Origin of the sequence: Miniimonas arenae (assembly GCF_006351005.1) — a bacterium.
Classification (GTDB): Bacteria; Actinomycetota; Actinomycetes; order Actinomycetales; family Beutenbergiaceae; genus Miniimonas; species Miniimonas arenae.
Map to the genome: position 1 here is coordinate 1 of NZ_VENP01000054.1, position 21,218 is coordinate 21,218.

Here is a 21,218-nt window from a genome sequence, read left to right on the forward strand (position 1 = left end):
CAGGACCGTCGACAAGTCCTATCGTTCCAGGTCAGAAGGGCATTCGCGTCTCACGACCCGCCAACCACACCGGCGGATCCGGGCTCAGTGCACGTCCCCCATGAGGGCGTTGATCTTCCGCACGACGGACAGCATGATCGCGCCGAACGCCACGGCCATGCCGCCGCACACCGCGAACGAGAGCACCGGGTCGTTCGAGGTGACGCGCGCGATCTGGCCGCCGACGGTGGTACCGACCGACGTCGCGAGGAACCACAGCGCGAGGAACTGCCCGAGCGCGCCGTGCGGCGCGAGCTTCGTGGTCGCCGAGAGCCCGTTCGGGGAGAGCAGCAGCTCGCCCCACGTTTGCAGCAGGTACACCGTGACGAGCCACCAGATGGTCGCCTTGTGCCCGGTGTTCGCGTAGGAGGACATCGGGATCGTCAGCAGCAGGAACGAGAAGCCGACGATGAGGAGCGCGACGCCGAACTTCACCGACGTCCGCGGCGCGCGGTCTCCCCAGCGCAGCCAGACCGCCGAGAACACGGGTGCGAAGATCACGATGAACAGCGGGTTGACCGACTGCAGCCACGACGCCGGGATCGAGAAGCCGCTCGTGACCGCGAGGTTCGTGACGTTCTCCGCGAACAGCGTGAGCGTGGAGCCGGACTGCTCGAAGATCATCCAGAAGATCGCGGCGCCTAGGAACAGCCAGATGAAGGCGGTCACCCGCGAGCGCCCGCGAGCGTCACCGGACGTGCCCCGCAGCACCTGGCGGAAGTACCAGAGGGGGACGATGAGGATGAAGACGGTGACCGCGGACGTCACTGCCGTCACGGAGGACTGGCCCGCGATCACGAACGCGGTGATGAGGACGGCGAGGATCCCGACCACGACGGCGGCGATCACCAGGACGTGCTTGCGCTCCTGGGCCGTGGCGGGTTCGTCGGGCTTGTCGCCGACGCCGTGCAAATACCGGCGGCCGAGCACGTACTGCAGGATCCCGAGCGTCATCCCGACGCCTGCGGCGCCGAAGCCGAGGTGCCAGCCGACGCCCTGGCCGAGCGTGCCGCAGATCAGCGGGGCCGCGAATGAGCCGATGTTGATGCCCATGTAGAACAGCGAGAAGCCCGCGTCTCGCTTGGCGTCCTCGGGGGCGTAGAGCTGCCCGACGATGCCGGAGACGTTCGGCTTGAGCAGACCGGTGCCGAGCGAGATCGCGAGGAGGCCGAGCCAGAACGACAGCTCCGTGGGCATCGCCATGAGGAAGTGGCCGCAGGCGATGACGACGCCGCCGTACAGCACCGAACGCCGCAGTCCGATGAGGCGGTCCGCGATCCAGCCGCCCGCGACGGGCGTGAGGTACACCAGACCGGAGTAGGTGCCGTAGATGGCCTTGGCCACGCCGTCGTCGATGCCGAGGCCGGGGTTGTCGCCGGTCAGGGGCGCCGTCATGTAGAGCACGAGCAGGGCTCGCATGCCGTAGTAGGAGAACCGCTCCCACATCTCGGTGAAGAACAGCGTCTCCAGCCCGCGCGGGTGTCCGAAGAAGGTCCGCTCGCCCGCCACGGGCGTGGTCGCCGTGCTCATGCGCCGACCCTAGGGGCACGCGGCCCCGAGCACGAGGACTACCGGCCCGCGGCCTCAGGCGTCGACGTCGAGCCGCACCGTCACGACGTCCCCGAGTCCGACGCCCTCGCCCTCCTGCAGCACCTTCTTGATCGGCACGACGTAGCTGCCGTGGCGCGGCCACAGCGACGTGGTGACGCGGGTCGCGCCGATCGTCACGGCCACCGGGATCATCCCCCAGCCGTAGGTGACCACGGGCGCCACGGACGCGATCTGCGCGGCCTCCTGCTCGGGCACGACGACGAAGAGGTACGGCGCGGGCCCGCGCCAGTGGACGATCTCCCCGGAGAAGACGAGCTCCACGCGGGGAGCGTAGCCCCGGGGACGGAGTCAGCCGTCTGGGCCGCGCTCCTCGATCAGAGCGAGCTGGGTACCGTCGAGGTCGACGAGATACCCGGCGCGCTGCCCCCAGGCCTGACGTGCGACCGGGGTCAAGCGCGGTATCCCGCCGTCGTCGATCGGCACGGAGGCGGCGACGGCGGCGTGCAGCTCCTCCAGGTCGGCCACCCGGATGCTGCACATGAACGAGCTGGCCAGAGGGTCGAGGTCCGGGAACGGGAAGAACTCCAGCTGAACCGTGCCGCGGCGCAGGATCAGCCACGAGTCGTCGCGGTAAGTCTCGCGGAAGCCCAAGGAACCGTAGAACGCGCTCGTCCGCGTGAAGTCGCGCGAGGGCAGGTTGGGGACTGCGCGGTCGGCCATTCGCAGACGGTACTCGCCGGCCTCAGCCGCCCGCGCGAGGCACCACCAGCGCCAGCCGGTCGATCGCCCGGCACGTCAGCTCCATCTCGTCCTCGCCGCCGTGGCCCTCGGACTCCACGACGTGGAGCTCGCTGGACGGCCACGCGCGGTGCAGGTGCCACGGGGTGATGACCGGCCCGCTGATGTCGCGCCGGCCGTGGACGAGCACCGCCGGGACGTCCGGAAGATCGTCCGTGCGGGCGAGGATGCTCGCAGCGCCGGGCAGGAAGCAGTCGTTCGCCCAGTAGTGCGTGACCAGGGTGGCGAAGTTCGCGCGCTCGCGTGCGTCGTCGTGCAGCGGCCCGGGCACCCAGGCCGGGTCGAGGGAGATGTGCGTGGCCTCCCACGCGTCCCACGCGTCGGCGGCCGCCGCCCGCACGGCCGGATCGGGATCGCGCAGCAGCCGCGCGTAGTGCTCGACGACGCGCACGCCGTGCGGGGTTGTCGCCGCGAAGCGCGCCCACGCCTCCGGGAAGATGCGGCCGACGCCCTCGGTGATCCAGTCGATCTCGTCCCGACCGCCGGTCGTGACGGCCGTCAGCACCAGTGCGGTGACGCGAGCGGGGTGCGCGACGGCGTAGGCGAGCGCGAGCGTCGACCCTCAGGACACGCCGTGCACCAGCCAGGCGTCGATGCCGAGGTGGGCACGCAGCGCCTCGAGATCGTCGATCAGCGCGGCCGTGGTGTTCTCGTCGAGGCGCTCGAGGTCGTCGATCGCCCACGGGGTGCTGCGCCCGCAGCCGCGCCACAGGCCGGACAACGCAGAAGCCCCGCCAGCCGTGGGGCTGACGGGGCTTCCGCGTCGCTGTCTCAACGAGCGCGCCCGGAGGGACTCGAACCCCCAACCTTCTGATCCGTAGTCAGATGCTCTATCCATTGAGCTACGGGCGCGTGGCCGCAAGGCCGGGGAAGAGCATACCCCGGCCCCGCGGCACAGACCTAATCGGCGGCGTCGCGCGGCAGGATCGCGGCGCCGGACCGCGATGCCCAGCCCCGTACGAGGAGCCCGCTGGAGATCACTCCTTGTGCGGCCGCAGGTGCTCGAAGATGTCGTCGTTGGCCGGGTCGTTGATCGCGTCGAGCGCCTGCGCGGCCTCCGCGACGTCCTCGTCGGTGGCCTCGTCGGTGACGGATCCGGTCTCCTCGAGCTCGGCCGCGGTGAGCTCGGCGGCGGTGGCGGGCGGGTAGGCGGGTTCGGTGGTGGACATCGCAACCTCCTGGTCAGGAACGGTGTCTCGCTGACTCTTCCATGCAGGGGCGAGCGGGGGAAGACGGGAAGCGCGCCACCAGGAGCCGCGCCGCGCAGCGCCCGGGTGCGACCACGGTCCGACCCCGACGTCGGCCCGTGGGCCCACGCGACCACCGCGGAGGCGACCGACGCGGGAGGGCGCGCGACGCCGTCGTGCGCGAACGTGGAGGCATGACCAGCGCACCGCTCGAGGCCCGTGGCCTCGTGAAGACCTACGGCGACCAGGGCGTCGCCACCCGCGCACTCGCCGGCGTCGACCTCGTGGTCGCCCCCGGCGAGTCCGTCGCGATCATGGGCCCCTCCGGCTCCGGCAAGACGACGCTGCTGCACGTCCTCGCGGGCGTCCTCGCGCCGACGTCGGGCTCAGTCCTCTGGCGCGGCCAGGACCTCACCACGCTCCCCGACCGCGCACGCACCCAGCTGCGCCGCTCCGACTTCGGCTTCGTGTTCCAGGCCGGCCAGCTCCTGCCCGAGCTGCCCGCCGACGAGAACGCCGCCCTCCCCCTCCTCCTGGCGGGGACACCGCGCCCGACGGCGATCGACACCTCCCGCCGGTGGCTCGCCCACCTGGGGCTCGCCGGGATGGAGCGGCGCCGACCCGGAGAGCTCTCCGGCGGTCAGGCGCAGCGCGTCGCGATCGCGCGGGCGCTCGTGGGCCGGCCCGGCGTCGTGTTCGCCGACGAGCCGACCGGGGCGCTGGACCGGCACACCGGCTGGGAGGTCATGCAGGCGCTCACCACCGCGACGCGCGCGCAGGGCGCCTCCCTCGTCGTCGTCACGCACGACGAGGAGGTCGCGCACTGGTGCTCGCGCACCGTGCACATGCGCGACGGCCTCATCGTCGCCGAGGCGCACGCGCAGCCGGTCGCGCCGGCCGCAGGCGTCACGGCCGCCGGCGCCACGGCCAGCGCGGCCGGCACTACCGGCCCGGCGAGCCCGACGCCGAGCCCGACGGCGAGCCAGCCCCTCCCCGTCGCCCTCCCCACCGCGCCGTGGTCGGGGGCGGCGCGATGACCACGCTGCGCCTGTGGGCCCTGCTGCGCCGCCGCGGCCGCACCGACACCCACGACCCCGCGGGCCTGACCACCGTGCTCGCCGTCGTCGCGTTCGCCGTGACGACCGGCATGGCGCTCGTGCTGCTCGGCGGGTTCCTCGCACTCCTCGCCCGCAGTGAGGCGGGCGCCGCCATCGGCAGCTACGACGCCGGGCTGTACCCGATCCTCGCGGGGTTCGCGGTGCTGCTCCTGCTCGTCCCGCTCACCACGCTCGGCGGCGCGGCGGCGCGGCTGGCGGTGTCCCGCCGGGACGCCCGCCTCGCGGCGCTGCGCCTCGCGGGCGCCACGAGCGGCCAGGTCGGCACGCTCGCGGTGCTCGACGCCGTGGCGCAGGCCGTCGTCGGAGCCGTGCTCGGCGTCGCGCTCTACGCGGCGCTGCTGCCCGCCGTCGCCCAGCTGCGGTTCCAGGGCCGCACCTTCGAGATCGCCGAGCTGTGGGTCGGTGCGGGTCCGCTCGCGCTGACCGTGCTCGCCGTCGTGCTCATTGCGGCGTGGTCCGCGCTGCTCGGCCTGCGCCGCGTGGTCATCACGCCGATCGGCGTGGCCGCACGCACCACCCCACCGGGGCTGCGCGCGATGCGGCTGCTCGCCGTCGTGCTCGCGCTGATCGCGCTCACCGTGGTGCAGGCGGTGATGAAGAACGCCGTCGGGATGCTCGTGCTCGTGTTCGTCGTCGGCGTGGTCGCCGCGGGAATGGCGACCCTCAACCTCGTCGGGCCGTTCGTGCTCGGCCTCGTCGGACGCGCGACGGCGGCCCGCGCCCGGTCGGCCGCGACGCTGCTGGCGGGGCGCCGGCTCGCGGACGACCCGCGCACCGCCTGGCGCAGCGTCGGCGGGGTCGCGCTCGCGACGTTCATCGCCGGCGCGACGTCGATCGTCGCCCTGTTCGACACGACGATGGCGAGCAGTCCGGGCGACGCGATCGTCCTGCAGGACCTCAAGACCGGCGGGCTGCTCACGCTCGCGATCGCGGGCGTCCTCGCCGGGGTGTCCACGGGCGTCATGCAGGCCGGCCGCGTCATCGACCAGCGCTCGGCCTACCGCGCGCTCGCGCTCGCGGGCGCCGACACCCGGGTGCTCGACGCCGCCCGCGGCCGGGAGACCGTGATCCCGCTGGTCGCGGCCGTGGGGACGGCGACCGTGACGATGCTGATGTTCATGGTGCCGCTGCTCGGCGCCGGGATGTGGCTGCAGCCCGCGGTGCTGCTGCAGTTCGTGGGGGCGGTCGCCGCCGCGGTGGCGTGCGTGCTGCTCGGCGCGGCGGCCGCACGCGGCGTGGCGCACCGGATGCTCGCGTCGGGCGCCTGAGCTGCGGCGCCCGACCACACCCTGACCCGCGCCGCCCCGTGCCGCCGCACGGTGCGACACTGAGGGACCGTGACCTTCCTCCAGCACGCCCGACGCCGCGCCCGGCGTTCCGCGTGGATCGTGTGGGCCACCGGCTGCGGGGTGTACTTCCTCGCGGTGCTGCACCGCTCCTCGCTCGGCGTCGCCGGGCCGGAGGCGGTCGAACGGCTGCACATCACGTCCGCGCAGCTGGGCATCTTCGTCATGCTGCAGCTCGGCGTGTACGCCGTGATGCAGATCCCGTCGGGGCTCGCGATCGACCGCTGGGGACCGCGCCGGGTGCTGCTCGTGGCGACGCTCGTGCTCGGCATCGCACAGACCACGTTCGCGTTCGCGACCACGTACCCGGTGGCGCTCGGCGCCCGGGCGCTGCTCGGCGTCGGGGACGCGGCGGTGTACATCTCCTGCCTGCGGCTCGCCGCGCAGTGGTTCCCCGCGACGCGCTACGCGGGGCTCACGATGATCACGGGCATGGTCGGCATGGCGGGCAACCTCGCGGCCACCGTCCCGCTCACGATCGCGCTGCAGACCTACGGCTGGACCCGGACGTTCGCCGTCACCGGCATCACGTCGCTGCTGTACGCGGTGCTCCTGCTGCGGCCCGCCGTCGCCGCGCCCTACCGCGAGGTGCACCTGCCCGGCCCGGAGGACGCGCTGGGCGACGCCCGGACGCCGGGCGCGGCGTGGCGGTCGGTGCTCGGCCAGGTGCTCGAGTCCTGGCGCGGCGGCGAGCGCGGGCACGGCGCGCGCCTGGGGTTCTGGACGCACCAGGCCACGATGGCCTCCGGCACCGTGCTCGCGATGGTCTGGGGCTACCCCTACCTCACCGAGGGGCTCGGCTACCCGGACGCGCGCGCGGCCGCCGAGCTGTCGCTGTTCGTCGTGGCGACGCTCGCGTTCAGCCTCGTCGTCGGGCCCGTGGCCGGGCGCTGGCGCGGGTCGCGGATGCCGCTCGCGATCGCCGTGTGCGCCGCGATCCTGCTGGCCTGGCTCGTGCTGCTCGGCTGGCCGGGTGGCCGGCCTCCGGAGCTCGTGGTGACGCTCGCGTTCGTCGTGATCGCCACCGGTGGTCCGGCGTCGCAGATCGGCTTCCACCTCGCGCGCGACTACACCCCGCAGACCCGGATCTCGACGGCGACCGGCCTGGTCAACGCCGGCGGCTTCCTCGGTGCGATGGTCGGCGCGGTCACGGTCGGCCTCGTGCTCGACGCCCGCTCCGGCGGCGCCAACCCCGACCTCGACGACTACCGCTGGGCCCTCGCGACGGTCGTGCTGATCGCCGCGGTCTCCACCCTCGCCATGGTCGCGAGCCTCCTGCGGCTGCGCGGGCGCGCGCTCGCGCGGGTCGCCGCCGGCGAGCCGGTCGTGGTGCCGGTGGTCGCGCACTGGTGGGACCTCGATGCGCTGCGCCCGCACGTGCGCGTCGAGGACGAGGAGCCACCGGCGCCGTAAGGTGCACGTGATGACCGCGCCAGCTCTCACCCTGACCGACCTCACCACGCTCGAGGACGACCCTGCGCTCCTCGCGGCCACGTACGAGCGCGTCCTGCGCCCCTCGTTCACGCGCGACGAGCTGCCCGGCCCGGAGGGCGTCCAGCCGAACGGGGGCCACGTGCTCACGGTCGCGCGCGACGCGTCCGGCGAGCCCGTCGGCGCCGCGTTCTGCGAGCTCGACCCCGACGGCGTGAGCCTCCTGGAGTACCTCGCCGTCAGCCCGGCGAGCCGCGGCCTTGGCGCGGGCGGTGCGCTGCTCGCGCACCTGCGCGAGCTGTGGCAGGCGCGCGGCTGCGGCCTCGTGCTCGCCGAGGTGCACGACCCGCGCGGCCACGCCGAGGACACCGACGAGCACCCCGAGGCGCGGCTGCGGTTCTACGGCCGCGCCGGCGCCGAGGTGCTCGACGCGCCCTGGGTGCAGCCCGCGCTCGGCCCGCGCGGCGAGCGCGTGCCCGACATGCTCCTGCTCGTCATGCACCGGCCCGCCGACGCCGACGCCGAGCCCACCGTCCCGAGCGCCCCGGTCCTGGCCTGGGCGCGCGACTACTTCGAGGTCTGCGAGGGCCACGCGCCGACCGACGCGGCCCAGGACCCGCGCGGCGTCGCGCTGCTGGACCGGATCGGCGCCGCGCCCGCGCTGCGGGTGCTACCGCTCGCCCGGTGGCGCGAGGTCGCCCCGCTCGCGCTGGACTGACCGCACCCGACGGCGTCGCTCACGTTCGCCGTCGGACACTCGCCACGCGCGCATCCCGAGCCAGAGGAGCAGGCCGGCGACGGCGACGATCGCCACGGTCTCGGCGACCCACCACACGCTCAGCCCGACGATCCCGACCGCGTCGTTCACCCAGCCGAACAGGTCGATGAGGCCGACGACGGCGAGCACCGCGAGCAGCACCTCGAGCGGACGCTGCCGGGACTTCTCCGCCCGCTCCGCCTGCTCGGCCTCGGCCGCGCGACCCTCCTCCTCGGCGAGGGCGCGCTCGTGCCGGTGCTCGGCGTCGAGCCGCTCCTGGAGGAAGCGCTGCGTGCTGAGCGCGGCCTGCACGGTGGCGCCGAGCGAGCGCTGCAGCTCGGCGACGCCGTTGAGCCCGATGAGGTGGTAGCAGACCTCGCGGCCCTGCTGGTCCTTGGACAGCACGTGCTCGTTCGCGCGGTCCACGAGGAGCTGCACGTGCCGGATCGCCTCGCCGAGGCGTCGCTCGGCGTCCTCGAGGTCGGCGACCGCGGCGTGCGTGGCGCCTGCCGCATCGTTGCCGGCGAGATGGCGCCCGGCGTCGTCCACCACGCTGCGCAGCCACTGCTGCCGCCGCCAGAACACCCCGATGAGGCTCGAGGCGAACTCCGCGAGCGCCTCCGTCTCGAGCACCTGCCAGTGCGGCGCGGTCGGCCCGAACACGGCGGTGAGGTCCCCCGCGCACCAGATCAGCTCGCGCCGGATGCGCCCGGCCAGCGTCCGGCGTGCCCGTACCTCGGGCGACGGCGACTCGTACGTCACCCACTCCAGCGCGCTCTGGGCCAGCGCACGCTGGGCGGTGAGGGCCGTGGTCACGCCGAGCACGCCGTCGAGCGCCGCGACGTCGACGAGGGCGCGCCGCCGCCCGCCCGCCGCCACGGCCTCGGCCCGGCCGACCATCACGAGCACCTGGCAGTAGCGGGCGAGGAAGCCCTCGACGATGCCGAGGTCGCGGTCCAGGTCCGCGGGCGGGCTGCCGACGAGTCGGTGTGCTGAGCGCGCGACGTCCCCGACGATCCGCGTCGCGAGGCTCAGCAGCGTGCCGAACTCCTCGGAGTCGTGGGCGCCGGGCGTACGGGCGCGGAACCGGACCTGCTCGGCGCCCGCGAACTGCCCGCCGCGGCGCACGGCCTGCTCGAGGTCGTGCGCGTTCCAGCGGCGGTGGTCCGCGCCCTCGACCCGGGTGTCTGTGCCGACCCGGATCCGCACGTAGTGGTTGCCCATGCCGCTGAGGCGCAGGTCGACGTCGAGGCCGACGATCGTGACGCCGTCGGCCGTCTCCAGCACGAGCTCGTGGTCGGGGAACACGACGCGGAACGCGCGGTAGTCGCGGTCCTGCACCCAGGTGGAGGCGAGCCAGCCGTCCGAGCGCGGCGCGTCGTCGATGACGACCGGCACCCCGGCGAGCGTCTCGATCGGCGAGGAGCCGCCACCGCCCGCCTCCTGGAGCGCGGCCATGAGCTCGCGGCGCACGTCCGTGGCCGACCCGGCGACGGGGAGCCCGAACGGGTAGAGGTAGGTGACGTCGGCCGCGACGAGCTCGAGCGTCTCCAGGTCCGGGCGCGTGCAGTGCGCGGCGGCGGCCTCCAGCGGCACTCGGTGGGCGCGCACCTCCGTGGCGAACACCGACCACTGGCCGACGTCGGAGTCCTCGAAGGCCCGGCACGCCTCGGCTGCCCGGGTCAGGCGGTCGGCTACGGCGGCGTCGTCGGTGCGCGTGCCGAGGTTGGCCAGGAACGCCTCGCTCGCGGGCGCGATCTCGTCGGCGAGCAGGGCGAAGTACGGGACGGTGCCGGTGAGGTCGTCGAGCACGAGCGCGAGGAGTGCGTCGAGGTGCGCCGCGAGGTCCTCGGGAAGGCCGCCGCTCGACTCGGCGCCGTCGGCGCTGTCGGCGCTGTCGGCGCCGAGCCGGCCGCTCGCCGCCACACGACCCCGCAACTCCGCCGCCTCCTCCGCGGCCGCGGCGAGTGCCGCCCTGGCCGCGCCGGCCGTGCGCCGCACGGCCGTCACCGCGCACGCCGCCATCGCCTGCTCGACGTCGAGCTGGCGCTCCACCGCCCCGAGGAGGTCGACGGCGAGCCCCACGACCTCGTGGCACATCAGCGCGTCAGGGGCTGAGGCCGGGTCCACGGGCATCCCCGCCCCGACCGCCTCGAGGCCGCGCCGCATCGCGCGGACCTCCGCCGCGACCACCGAGTACTCCCAGAACACGACCGTCTCGCAGGACACGAACACCGCGAACGTCGCCCGACAGCGGGCGCCACGCGCGGTGTCGGCGGGCGGGAGCAGCGTCACGATGCCGTCGAACACGTGCGCCACGACCGTGTCCCAGTCCACCGGGTCGCCGCCTTCGGGCGGCGCGATCTCGAGCTCGGCGGAGATCACGTCGACGTCCTCGTCGTAGACCGCCTGGCTGAACCGCGCCCACAGCCGCAGCACCTGGTTCACGACGCTGCCGCCGTCGGGGTCGCCGAGGTCGTCGATCTCGCGCCCGAGCATCGTGCGCAGCGCCCCGGCGTCGCGCCGGCGCAGGTCGCGCCGGACGGGCGCCCATCCCTCGGTCTCCAGCGGGTCGTGGGACCGGCCCGTTGTCAGCGGATCGCTCGCCCGTGGCGAACGTGCGTGCCCGACGTCGAGCTCGCCGTCGTCCGTTCCCTCGCCTCGTGCGTCCGGCACCCTGGCCTCCCCGTCCCCGCGACGACGCCGCGCGGCCGCCCCCCGACGGCCGTGACGTCCGTGCTGCGCAGGCTAGCGGAGCGGGCCTCCGCGCGGTCGGCGCCAGGGTCCCGTACGCGTGGGCGGACCTGAGGTGGACGCGGCGGTCGCCATGTCCACGTGAGACGCGGCCCGGGACGCGTAGCCGCGCCTGAGGTGGACGCGGCGGTCGCCATGTCCACGTGAGACGCGGCCCGGCACTCGACGCCGCGCCAATTCCCTTGCCGAGAGCCCTCGGCGCGCCTACGGTCGAGCGGTGCTGAGCTGACCCGAGACGTCCCCTCCCGCCGCGGCGCCCTCGCCCGCGGGACTCGACTCGACCCCCGGGTGACCCATGTCAGCTCTCTCTCCCTCCTCCTCCGGCGCCGGTTCAACAGGCGTCTCGCTCGCCGGCGCGTCGCAGTCCGACGCCCAGCTCCGCCTCGACGGCGTCTCGCTCGCCTTCGGTGACCGCCGCGTGCTCACGGACGTGTCGTTCGCCGTCGGGCCGGGTGAGCGCGTCGGCCTCATCGGCGAGAACGGCACCGGCAAGAGCACGCTCCTGCGGCTCGCCGCCGGGCTGCTGCGGCCCGACTCAGGCAGCGTCGCGCTCACGGCGCCCGGCGGCGCGACTCCGCGGGTCGGGCTGCTGCACCAGGAGCCGCCGTTCGCGCCCGGGAGCACGGTGGCGCAGGCGCTGGAGTCCGCCGTCGCGCACCTGCGGGACGCGCAACGAGACCTCGACGACGCGGCGCACGCCCTCGCCGTCGCGCACGACGACGACGCCGCGAGCACCGCCTACGCCACCGCGCTCGCCCGCGCCGAGCAGCTCGAGGTCTGGGACGTCGACGCCCGCGTCGCCACGATGCTCGCGGCGCTCGGCCTGGCGGACGTCGAGCGCGCGCGCCCGACCGACGGCCTGTCCGGCGGCCAGCGCGCCCGGCTGTCCCTGGCGTGGGTGCTGCTCAGCGCGCCCGACGTGCTGCTGCTCGACGAGCCGACGAACCACCTCGACGACACCGCCACTGCGGCGCTCACCGGACTGCTCGCTCCCTGGCGCGGACCGGTGCTGCTCGCGAGCCACGACCGCGCATTCCTCGAGGAGGCCGTCACCGCGCTCGTCGACCTCGACCCCGTGCCGCTGCCGCACGCCGTGGCTGGCCCGCTGGTTGCCGACGGCGACGGGTCGGGGATCGGCGTCACGCGATTCACCGGGAGCTACCACGACTACCTCAACGCCCGGCTGGACGCACGCGAGCGCTGGGAGCGGCGGTACGCCGAGGAGCAGGCCGAGCTCAAGCGGCTGCGCGGCTCGCTGCGCGAGGCGCACGTCGTGGGGCACCCGGGGCGCGAGCCGCGCTCGGAGATGCGGGGCTCGAAGAAGTTCTACTCCGACCGCAACGCCGCCGTCGTGTCGCGCCGCGTGGACGACGCACGGGCGCGCCTGGACGCGCTGACGGCCGACCAGGTACGCAAGCCCCCGGCGTGGCCCACGTTCCGCGGGCTCGACGGCGAGGCCGGGCTCGGGCGTGAGCGTGGCGGCAGCGGCGCACGCGCCACGCGCCGCCGCACCTGGAGCGGCCCGGTGCTGAGCGCGACCGGCGTCGGCGTCGAGGGCCGGCTCGCGCCGGTGTCGCTCACCGTGAGCGCCGGCGAGCGCTGGCTGATCACCGGTCCGAGTGGCTCGGGCAAGTCCACGCTGCTGGCGGTGCTCGCGGGCGACCTGGCACCGTCGTCGGGCTCGGGCCACGCGGCCGGCGCGCTGCGCGTCGGGCTGCTCGCGCAGGAGACGGCGCTGCCGGATCCTCACGGCCGCGGGCCGGGCCGGACGGCCCGCGAGGCGTACGCCGACCTCGTCGGCGAGGAGCGCGCCGAGGCGGTGCCGCTGGCGACGTTCGGCCTGGTCGCGGGACGGGACGAGAACCGCCCGGTGGCCACGATGTCGGTGGGCCAGCAGCGCAGGCTCGCGCTCGCCGTCGTGCTCGCCGATCCCCCGGACGTGCTGCTGCTGGACGAGCCGACCAACCACCTCTCGCTCGTGCTCGTCACGCAGCTCGAGGACGCGCTCGGGCGCTATCCGGGCGCGGTGGTGGTCGCGTCGCACGACCGCTGGCTGCGGCGCGGGTGGACCGGGCTGACGTTGGACCTCGGCGTCAGTACCCCGGATCCTGCCCCGGCAGGATCGGCATTGCGCCCGGCGCCGACAGCGTGAGGAACGCCCGCGCCACCCTCGGGTTGCTCTCGATCCGGTCCTCGATCGCCTGGTGCCGGACCGCGAGCTCGTCCTCCTTCGGCGAACCCACGTGGTCCACGGCGGCGATGAGCAGGACGCGGTCGGGGCCGACGTACTCCAGGTGCAGGAACGTCACCGCCTCGACCTCGGGGGTGTCGAGCAGGCGTTGCAGCACCCAGTCGCGCACGGCCGGGTTCACGACCTGCCCGGTGAGGAAGTCGAGGTTGCGCCGGATGAGGAACACCGCGACGACGCCGAGCAGCACGCCCACGAGGATCGACCCGATCGCGTCGTACACCGCCGAGCCCGTGAGCTGGTGCAGTCCCATGCCGAGCGCCGCGATGACGAGACCGATCAGCGCTGCGAAGTCCTCGAAGAAGACGGCTCGAAGGGTCGGGTTCGACGTGTCGCCGATGTAGCGGAACGAGTGCACACCGATCCGCCGCGCCTCGGACCTGGTCTGCCGGTACGCCTGCCGGAACGACGTTCCTTCGAGCGCGGCGGAGAACGCCAGCACGACGTAGCCGATGAGATAGTCCTCGCCCTCGCCCTGTGCGCCGAGCTGCTGGATGCCGTGCCAGATCGAGACCACGGCTCCGACGACGAACAGGCCGAACGCCGCGATCATCGACCAGACGTACGCCGACCGCCCGTAACCGTAGGGGTGTCGCGCGTCGAACGGCCGCACCGCGCGTCGCTCGGCGATGAGCAGGAAGACCTCGTTGCCCGTGTCGGCCCAGGAGTGCGCCGCCTCCGCGACGAGAGACGCGGACCCGGTGAGCGAGGCCGCGATCGACTTCGCGACGGCGATCACCGCGTTCGCGCCGAGCGCGATCAGCACGGTGAGGAGACTCTCTCCGCCCGCCTTCTCAGGCGTGGGGGGCGGCGCGACGGGTGGGATGTCGGCGGTCACGGCGTGGTCCCCTCGTCGCGCGTGGTGGCGCCCTCACGCCTTGGGGCCGCGGGCGCCTGCGAGGAACCTACCGGCAGCGCGTCCAGCGCCGCCCGGACGGCGTCGCACTCGCGGTCGCCCAGGACGACGATCTCGATGCGCCCGACGGCGAGCACCGGCGTGGTCGTGAGCGTCGCCACCGCGAGGCGTGCGGCGTCGACGCCGCCGCCCCCGCGCATCCGCCGGTTCGCAGCGTTCACGACGGCGTCCACGCGCCGGCGGGTGAGGTCGGCCTGCACGAGCACGAGCTCCGCCATGGCGCTCATCCTGCCCCTGCGGCGGTGCCCTACCGGATCTGGCGGACCGCTTCGCCCGAGCCCCAGGCCGAGTCCGCGGTGAGCACGGTCTCGCCGAGCCGCGCCCCCAGCGCGAGACAGAACCTGTCAGCGAGCGACAGACCCGATCCACGCTTCCACAACCGCGCAGCCTCGACTCCATCGGCGGCCGACGCGTCTTCGACGGCCAGGCCGTAGCTCGCCAGCAGCGCGGCAGCCACGTCCCAGTCGCCACCCGCCGCCGAGACCTTCTGCGCCACTTCCGACCAGTTGACCGCACTGCAGCGCGCACCCTCGTCCAGAGCTCGCTCCACGACGCCGCCCCCCGCTTCGTCGCCCAGGAACGCGAGAACTGCTGACGCGTCAAGCACGACGGTCACGCGCCGTCCTCCCGCGCCGCGGCCACCCGTCGCTCAGCGAGCAGAGTGTCGACAAGGTTTGCGTCACCAATCTGGCGACGCAGGTGTGCTCGTGCTTGCGCTCGGGTCATGACGACGACCCCGAAGGGCGTTTCGGTGAGCACAAGCGGTGTGCCTTCCGCGAGACCGCTACGAGCCCTGAGCTCGGCGGGGACGACGAGACGGCCCCGGTCTCCCATCGTTACCGCATACGTCCCACTCATCTGACGATGATACCAACAAGAGCACGCAAGTGGGATATCTCGACCTCACGCCATCGTCACCTCGTGCGCGCGGCCGACCACCTCCGCGAGCGAACCCGTCTCCGCGAACCACGCACGCTGCCGCGTCGCACCGTCGCCGTCGCGCAGGAGGTGCGCCACGCCGTCGTGCACGAGCGTGCGATCGCCGCTCGCGGTGAGCGCGGCGTCGACGTGCTCGAGCAGCTGCCCCACGACCTCCTCGGCGGGCAACGGCGTGAAGGACACCGGCGAGACGAGCTCTCCCGACAGCCCGCTGCGGGCGGCCCGCCAGCCCATGAGGCGCAGCACCTCGATCCGCACGTCGGGTGCGGGCGCGTCGGGCTGCGCGGCCGTGTCTGCCAGCGCGCGCACGAGCGCGGCCAGCGTCACGGCGTGCTCGACGGCGAGCGTCACGTCGCTCACCCGGACCTCGACCGTGGGGTAGCGGGCGGACAGGCGCGCGTCGAAGTAGACCATCCCCTCATCGAGGATCGCGCCGGTCGCGAGCAGCTGCTCGACCGTGCGGTGGTAGGTCTCGGGCGAGCCGAAGGCGTCGGTGGGGCCCGCCGTCGGCCATCGCCGGAAGACGAGCGAACGGTAGCTGGAGTAGCCGGTGTCCTCGCCCTGCCAGAACGGGGAGTTGCTGCCGAGGGCCACGAGCACCGACAGCCACGGGCGGATGCGGTCGAGGATGCGCACGCCCTCGTCCTCGTCGCTGATCCCGACGTGCACGTGCGCGCCCGAGGTCAGCTGCTCGCGCGCGGTCAGCGCGAGCAGGTCGCGGATGCGCTCGTACCGCTCGCCGGCGCTGCCCACGGTCGTCGCGGGCAGCGGGGACGTGCCGATCGCCACGATGCGCGCGTTCGCCTGGGCGGCGGCGTCCTGCGCCCGACGGCGAGCCAGCCTCAGCGCGTCGGCGACCGCCGCGAGGTCGGTCGCGGGGGGTGTGGAGATCTCGACCTGCTGCTCCTGGAGCTCGGACTCGAGCGTGGTGGTGGGGTTCGGGTCGGCGCCCGACTCTGCGTCGGACTGTGTGTTGGCCTCGGCCGCGTCTGCAGTCACGGCGCTGGCCGCGGGCGTGGCGAGCACCGCACGCGAGCGGGCCACCGCCTCGCCGTGCTCCCCCACCAGCAGGTACTCCTCCTCGACCCCCACCGTTCGCATGGGCCTACTCTCCCCCACCGGCGCCGTCGTGCCGGACGGGGTGGCCCGCGGGCGGCCTGCGTGTGCACATTGACTGGAGGCGTGTGCGCCTTGACTGGTCAGATCCCCTGGCCGCTCTCTGCGCCCGACCCCCATGCCGCTGACCTGCGGCAATGCGACGCCCCTCCGGCGTGGTCGGATCCGACCAGTCAAAGCGTCCAGCCGACCAGTCAAAGCGTCCAGCCGATGATCGCCTACCGGCTGTTCGGGCGCCGTCAGTTCGAGAAGCAGTACCACGTGCTGCTCCCCGACGAGGAGGTGCCGCGGACGCTCTGAGTTCCACCGCGGCGCGGGCCGCACCGTGGAACCATCGAGGGCGTGCCCGCCGCGCCATCCCTCCGCCCTCCGCGGCAGCGGTGGCAGCTGAGACAGCCGCAGCAGCCGCAGCAGCGGAGACCGCGGCGGTCGCGGCGCTGGTGGCCCATGGCGGGCGCGGTCGCGCTCGTGGCAGTCCTCGCCGTCGGCCTCGCGCTCGGGCGGAGCCTCGCCACCAGCACCGCACCCACCCCGGCCCCCGGCACCGCGCTCGCCGCCCTGGCCACGCTCGACGTCGGCGCGGAAGACCCGTTCGACGGCTACGTCCGCGAGTCGTTCGCCTGGCGCGAGGACGTCGACCGCAACGGTTGCGACACCCGCAACGACGTCCTGCGTCGCGACCTCACCGAGCTCGACATCCGGGAAGGCACGAACGACTGCAAGGTCGACTCCGGCGTCCTCGCCGACCCCTACACCGGCGCGCGGATCGACTTCGAGATCGGCGCCGGCCCCTCCTCCGACGGCGGGATCCAGATCGACCACGTCGTCGCCCTCGCGGACGCCTGGGTGACCGGGGCGCAGTCCTGGAGCGAGGACACGATGGTGCAGTTCGGCAACGACCCGCTGAACCTGCTCGCCGTCGACGGTCCCACGAACCAGGCCAAGGGCTCGGGCGACGCGAGCGAGTGGCTCCCGCCGAGCACCGCCTACCGGTGCGCGTACGTCGCGCGGCAGATCGCCGTCAAGGACGCCTACGACCTGCGGGTCACGCCGTCCGAGCACGACGCGATGGCCGAGGTCCTCGCCGCCTGCCCCGACGAGCCGCTGCCCACGCGCGCGGCGACGCAGACCCCGCGCGGCCTCCCCTGACCCGGTACGGCCCGCACCCGCCGTCCCACGCTGCGGACGGCGCACGCCGCCTGCGCGACCGGGGCTCGCCGTCGTGGCTAGGGTCGTTCCGGACCGATCCGAAGCACCCCCACCGCTCCACAGCAGGAGGCCTCGCGCCATGACGACCATCGCCACCACCACCGCCGGCTCGCTGCCGCGCACCGACGCCCTCATCACCGCGAACGCCGCGCGCACCTTCGAGGACGACGGCTTCACGCTCCGCTCCACGCCCGAGGTGCAGGAGCTCACGGCGCAGGCCGTGGCCGACGTCGTCGCCCGCCAGCGCGAGGCCGGCATCACGCTGCTCGGCGACGGCGAGTTCGGCAAGGCGATGTCGAACGCCGTGGACTACGGCGCCTGGTGGTCCTACTCCTTCCAGCGCGCCGCCGGCCTCTCCCTCACCGAGGTCAACGCGTTCAACGAGCCGCCCGTGCGCTCCGAACCCGGCGCGATCCGCCTCACGAGCTTCCTCGACCGCCGCGACCGTCAGCTCTTCCCGGCCGTCTACGCCGAGGCCGTCGAGGTCGGCTCGGGCGCCACCGCCTTCCCCACCACCACGGGCCCGATCTCCTACCGCGGCCACGACGCCGTCGCCTCCGACATCCGCAACCTCAAGGCGGCGCTGCACGACGGCGAGCAGGGCTTCCTCACGGCGATCGCCCCGGGGTCCGCGGCGCGGGTCCGCAACGACTACTACGCCACCGAGCGCGAGCACATCTTCGCGTGGGCCGACGCGCTGCACGAGGAGTACAAGGCGATCACCGACGCCGGCCTCGTGGTCCAGCTCGACGACCCCTCGCTCGCGGAGAACTTCGACCAGATCAACCCCGAGCCCTCGATCGAGGACTACCAGGCGTTCACCGCGGTGCGCGTCGAGGCGATCAACCACGCCATCGCGGGGCTGCCGAAGGAGCTCGTGCGCCTGCACCTGTGCTGGGGCTCCTGGCACGGTCCGCACACCACGGACGTCGCCCTCAAGGACATCCTCCCGGTGATCCTCCAGGCGAACGTCGGCTCGATCTCGTTCGAGGCGGGCAACGTGCGCCACGAGCACGAGTTCGGCGCCTGGGCCGACGCCGCGGTGCCGAGCGACCTCGTGCTCGCCCCGGGCGTCGTGAGCCACGCGACCAACGTCGTGGAGCACCCCGAGCTCGTGGCACAGCGGATCCGCCGGTTCACCGACATCGTCGGCACCGACCGCGTCATCGCCTCCACCGACTGCGGCCTCGGCGGTCGCGTGCACGCCGACATCGCGTGGGCCAAGCTCGCCTCGCTCGGCGAGGGCGCGCGGATCGCCGGCGTCGCGGGCTGAGTCCGGCCTACCCGCTGTAGCGGGCCTCCTCCGGCCGCCGCGTCTCACCCACGTGGGACGCGGCGGCATCGACGACGGCGAGCTGGCCTCGCACCAGCTTCTCCCGTGCGATCTGGGTCGAGACCCAGCCCACCCGGTCGATCTCCGGGACGTCGACGAACCGCCCCGAGCGCGGCGGCCACTCGAGCGGGAACGTGTTGCTGCGGAAGTCGGCGAGCTCCCACCGGTGCTCGCTCCCGTCGACGAACGCGTGCTCGACGGCGAGGAACGCCTTCACCCGCTTGCCGCCGGACTGGCGGAACTCACCCAGGTCGACCACGGGCCGGTCCGGCGGCCAGACGTAGCCCGTCTCCTCGGTGAGCTCGCGACGGGCCGCCACCTCCGGCTCCTCGTCGTCGAGGTACTCCCCCTTCGGGATCGACCAGGCGCCCGCGTCCTTGCGCGCCCAGAACGGGCCGCCCATGTGGCCGATGAGCAGGAGCGGGCCCGCCTCGGGGTCGTCGCGCACGACGAGCAGCGCGGCGCTGCGCCTCACCACGGGCGGCTCACGTCGAGCTGGCTCACGTCGAGGCGGCTCACGTCGACAGGATGTCGCCGTCGACGTACAGCCACGCGCCGTCCAGCCGCACGAACCGGCTGATCTCCTCGAGCACCTCGCGGCCCGTCTCGGTGCGGTAGGCAGCGCGGAAGTGCACGGTGCCGGCGTCGTCGACGGCTCCCCCGGCCACCGTGTCCACGACCTGCAGGCCGACGAACGTGACGCCGTCGGACAGGTCGAGCACGCTCGGCGCGGTGTCCGGGTGCCAGGTGCGCAGCACGTGATCCTCGTCGCCGAGGGCGTACGCGGTGTACCGCGAGCGCATGAGCGCCTCGGCGGTCGGCGCGAGCCCACCCGCGAGGAGCGGGCCGCAGCACTCGGCGAACGGCCGCCCGCTGCGGCACGGGCAGCGCGGGGAGTCCTCGGTGCTCACGCGCACACGGTACGACTCCGACGCCGCCCGCCGCGCGGTTCCAGCCCGCCGAGAAGCCTGCCCGTGCGCGCGGTGTGCGCACCCGCGGGCGAACCTGGGCGGGTCGAGCGAGATGCGTCACTGCGAGTAGCCGCGTCGTGATCATTTCGTTACCGTGGTCCGATCCCCCGCGAATCGAGGAACCCGTGAGCGCTCGCCCCTCCGCCCGGGCCGTCAAGGCCCTCGCCGGCGGCGTCGTCGTCGCCGGACTCGTCGCAGCGACCGGAGGCGTGGTGGTCCGCGGGATCGCGCACCAGGCGGCCGAGTCCGCCGCGGAGCAGGACACCACGAGCGCCGACATCCCGCTCCTCAACACCACCCTCGCGGCCGACGACGTCGTGCACGTGACGCCCGACCCGGCCTCGCGAGGCTCGGCGCGCACGGCGCTGGCCGACGGCGATGCCGTCACCTTCGCCGTCGTGGTCGACGGCGAGACGCGAGAGATCACGACGGCGGCGGACACGCTCGCGGACGCGCTTGCCGAGTCCGGCATCGAGCTCGGCTGGGACGACACCGTCTCCGTCGACCTCACCACGCAGCCGCAGGCCGGCGAGCAGGTCACGATCGGGCGCGGCACGATCGAGTACGTCACCGAGCAGACCACGACGCCGCACGCCGTCGAGCAGCGCGAGACCGACTCGCTCGCCCTCGGCGAGACGCAGGTCGTGCAGGAGGGCGTCGACGGCGTCGCCCAGACCACGAGCCAGGTCACCAAGGTCGACGGGGTCGAGACGGCGCGCACCACGCTCGTGTCCACGCAGCTCACGGCCGCGGTACCGGAGATCGTGGAGGTCGGCACGAAGACCACCGCCTCGATCAAGCTCTACACGCTGAGCGAGTTCATGAGCGCCGGCGTCGTGAACTGGAACGGCTACAAGTTCACCTACTACTCCCAGAGCGTGCTGCCCGGCGGCGGGCTCGTCATCCCCGGCCGGCACGTCAACGCGGACGGCTACGTCGCCGACGCGGACGGCTACATCGTGCTCGCGTCCAGCACGCCCAAGGGCACCGTCATCGACACCCCGTTCGGCGCGCAGGGCAAGGTGTACGACCGCGGGACAGTCGGCAACCACTTCGACGTGTACACGCGCTGAGCCGCGCGGGCACGCAACTCGGGCACGCTGGTCACGCACGCGGAAGGGCGAGCGACCCCTCGGTCGCTCGCCCTTCGTGTGCATGGGAGCGGCGCTTGGCGCCGGCTCCGGTGAGCCCTGCCGGCAGAGCTACTTGAGGTCGTCCTTGACGTCCTCGGCGGCCTTCTTGGTCTGGCCGACGGCCTGGTCCTTGACACCCTCGGCCTGCAGGCTGTGGTTGTCCGTCGCCTCGCCGATCTTCTCCTTGGCCTTGCCCTTGAGGTCCTGGGCGGCAGCGCCGATCTTGTCGTCGAGTCCCATGGTTCTCTCCTTGCCTCGTCCTGCTGGGTACCTGCCGCAGGCGTCGAGCCTGCGGTGCGTGCCCCCGCGCTCCCGCGCAGGCCCACCCCTCCGTTGTAAGGACCTTTGACCCTTGCGCGCAACTACCCCAAC

The 21,218-nt window shown here is 73.8% G+C and carries 22 protein-coding genes and 1 tRNA gene; 8 read left to right on the top strand and 15 right to left on the bottom strand.

Annotated features, from left to right (window positions below; all coding sequences use genetic code 11):
• Positions 1-84 precede the first annotated feature (84 nt).
• The 7 genes from FH969_RS12160 to FH969_RS12185 form a co-directional block, all read right to left on the bottom strand.
• The gene (locus FH969_RS12160; protein ID WP_108718466.1) at positions 85-1,569 is read right to left on the bottom strand and encodes a peptide MFS transporter; all 1,485 of its coding nucleotides are present in this window, start codon (positions 1,567-1,569) and stop codon (positions 85-87) included.
• Between the two features lie 54 nt (positions 1,570-1,623).
• The gene (locus FH969_RS12165) at positions 1,624-1,911 is read right to left on the bottom strand and encodes a DUF1905 domain-containing protein (protein WP_108718467.1); all 288 of its coding nucleotides are present in this window, start codon (positions 1,909-1,911) and stop codon (positions 1,624-1,626) included.
• Between the two features lie 27 nt (positions 1,912-1,938).
• Positions 1,939-2,310, bottom strand: a complete 372-nt coding sequence (locus FH969_RS12170; RefSeq protein ID WP_108718468.1) for a bleomycin resistance protein — start codon at positions 2,308-2,310, stop codon at positions 1,939-1,941.
• 22 nt (positions 2,311-2,332) lie between these two features.
• Positions 2,333-2,893 carry an alpha/beta hydrolase family protein gene (locus FH969_RS12175; protein WP_180359783.1) on the bottom strand — a complete coding sequence of 187 codons (561 nt, stop codon included), beginning with the start codon at positions 2,891-2,893 and terminating at the stop codon, positions 2,333-2,335.
• Positions 2,894-2,950: 57 nt separating this feature from the next.
• Positions 2,951-3,109 (bottom strand): hypothetical protein, encoded by a 159-nt coding sequence (locus FH969_RS15315; RefSeq protein ID WP_180359784.1) that lies wholly within the window; start codon positions 3,107-3,109, stop codon positions 2,951-2,953.
• A 58-nt stretch (positions 3,110-3,167) separates the two neighbouring features.
• Positions 3,168-3,240, bottom strand: a tRNA-Arg gene (locus tag FH969_RS12180).
• Positions 3,241-3,365: 125 nt separating this feature from the next.
• Positions 3,366-3,557, bottom strand: coding sequence for a hypothetical protein (locus tag FH969_RS12185; protein ID WP_139987414.1), 192 nt, complete (start codon positions 3,555-3,557; stop codon positions 3,366-3,368).
• 212 nt (positions 3,558-3,769) lie between these two features.
• Here FH969_RS12185 and FH969_RS12190 point away from each other — a divergent pair, with 212 nt between their 5' ends.
• From FH969_RS12190 to FH969_RS15320, 4 genes are all read left to right on the top strand, one after another.
• On the top strand, positions 3,770-4,612 hold the full coding sequence (locus FH969_RS12190; RefSeq protein ID WP_139987415.1) for an ABC transporter ATP-binding protein: 843 nt from the start codon (positions 3,770-3,772) through the stop codon (positions 4,610-4,612).
• A complete protein-coding gene (locus tag FH969_RS12195; protein ID WP_139987416.1) occupies positions 4,609-5,961 on the top strand; it encodes a hypothetical protein in 1,353 nt (450 codons plus the stop codon). The genes FH969_RS12190 and FH969_RS12195 overlap by 4 nt, the downstream gene beginning before the upstream one ends.
• A 69-nt stretch (positions 5,962-6,030) precedes the next feature.
• Positions 6,031-7,452, top strand: coding sequence for an MFS transporter (locus FH969_RS12200; protein ID WP_139987417.1), 1,422 nt, complete (start codon positions 6,031-6,033; stop codon positions 7,450-7,452).
• Between the two features lie 10 nt (positions 7,453-7,462).
• Positions 7,463-8,188: a GNAT family N-acetyltransferase gene (locus tag FH969_RS15320; protein ID WP_180359785.1), complete on the top strand. Its 726-nt coding sequence runs from the start codon at positions 7,463-7,465 to the stop codon at positions 8,186-8,188.
• Here the strand turns inward: FH969_RS15320 and FH969_RS12210 are convergent.
• Positions 8,141-10,903 carry a hypothetical protein gene (locus FH969_RS12210; protein ID WP_139987418.1) on the bottom strand — a complete coding sequence of 921 codons (2,763 nt, stop codon included), beginning with the start codon at positions 10,901-10,903 and terminating at the stop codon, positions 8,141-8,143. The genes FH969_RS15320 and FH969_RS12210 overlap by 48 nt on opposite strands.
• A 373-nt stretch (positions 10,904-11,276) precedes the next feature.
• On the opposite strand from FH969_RS12210, the gene FH969_RS12215 reads away from it, so the two are divergent.
• Positions 11,277-13,133 carry an ABC-F family ATP-binding cassette domain-containing protein gene (locus FH969_RS12215; protein ID WP_108718474.1) on the top strand — a complete coding sequence of 619 codons (1,857 nt, stop codon included), beginning with the start codon at positions 11,277-11,279 and terminating at the stop codon, positions 13,131-13,133.
• Here FH969_RS12215 and FH969_RS12220 read toward each other — a convergent pair.
• From FH969_RS12220 to FH969_RS12240, 4 genes are all read right to left on the bottom strand, one after another.
• The gene (locus FH969_RS12220; protein ID WP_234417880.1) at positions 13,075-14,067 is read right to left on the bottom strand and encodes a cation diffusion facilitator family transporter; all 993 of its coding nucleotides are present in this window, start codon (positions 14,065-14,067) and stop codon (positions 13,075-13,077) included. The genes FH969_RS12215 and FH969_RS12220 overlap by 59 nt on opposite strands.
• Positions 14,064-14,363, bottom strand: a complete 300-nt coding sequence (locus FH969_RS12225) for a hypothetical protein (protein WP_139987419.1) — start codon at positions 14,361-14,363, stop codon at positions 14,064-14,066. Before FH969_RS12225 ends, FH969_RS12220 begins: the two co-directional genes overlap by 4 nt.
• A gap of 29 nt (positions 14,364-14,392) precedes the next feature.
• Complete coding sequence (locus FH969_RS12230) at positions 14,393-14,761, bottom strand: type II toxin-antitoxin system VapC family toxin (RefSeq protein WP_139987420.1); 369 nt, start codon at positions 14,759-14,761, stop codon at positions 14,393-14,395.
• Between the two features lie 287 nt (positions 14,762-15,048).
• Positions 15,049-16,185, bottom strand: coding sequence for a carboxylate-amine ligase (locus tag FH969_RS12240; RefSeq protein WP_139987422.1), 1,137 nt, complete (start codon positions 16,183-16,185; stop codon positions 15,049-15,051).
• Between the two features lie 462 nt (positions 16,186-16,647).
• Between FH969_RS12240 and FH969_RS12245 the strand changes: the two genes are divergently transcribed.
• Positions 16,648-17,349 carry an HNH endonuclease family protein gene (locus tag FH969_RS12245; RefSeq protein ID WP_139987423.1) on the top strand — a complete coding sequence of 234 codons (702 nt, stop codon included), beginning with the start codon at positions 16,648-16,650 and terminating at the stop codon, positions 17,347-17,349.
• Positions 17,350-17,488: 139 nt separating this feature from the next.
• On the top strand, positions 17,489-18,682 hold the full coding sequence (locus FH969_RS12250) for a cobalamin-independent methionine synthase II family protein (protein WP_139987424.1): 1,194 nt from the start codon (positions 17,489-17,491) through the stop codon (positions 18,680-18,682).
• Positions 18,683-18,689: 7 nt separating this feature from the next.
• On the opposite strand, the gene FH969_RS12255 is transcribed toward FH969_RS12250, so the two are convergent.
• Together FH969_RS12255 and FH969_RS12260 are read right to left on the bottom strand one after the other, a co-directional pair.
• Positions 18,690-19,217 (bottom strand): NUDIX hydrolase, encoded by a 528-nt coding sequence (locus FH969_RS12255; RefSeq protein ID WP_313556026.1) that lies wholly within the window; start codon positions 19,215-19,217, stop codon positions 18,690-18,692.
• A gap of 40 nt (positions 19,218-19,257) precedes the next feature.
• Positions 19,258-19,653, bottom strand: coding sequence for a YchJ family protein (locus tag FH969_RS12260; RefSeq protein WP_139987426.1), 396 nt, complete (start codon positions 19,651-19,653; stop codon positions 19,258-19,260).
• Positions 19,654-19,838: 185 nt separating this feature from the next.
• Here FH969_RS12260 and FH969_RS12265 point away from each other — a divergent pair, with 185 nt between their 5' ends.
• A complete protein-coding gene (locus tag FH969_RS12265; protein WP_180359786.1) occupies positions 19,839-20,786 on the top strand; it encodes a resuscitation-promoting factor in 948 nt (315 codons plus the stop codon).
• 129 nt (positions 20,787-20,915) lie between these two features.
• Here the strand turns inward: FH969_RS12265 and FH969_RS12270 are convergent, their stop codons facing one another.
• The gene (locus tag FH969_RS12270) at positions 20,916-21,086 is read right to left on the bottom strand and encodes a CsbD family protein (RefSeq protein ID WP_139987428.1); all 171 of its coding nucleotides are present in this window, start codon (positions 21,084-21,086) and stop codon (positions 20,916-20,918) included.
• Positions 21,087-21,218: the final 132 nt, after the last annotated feature.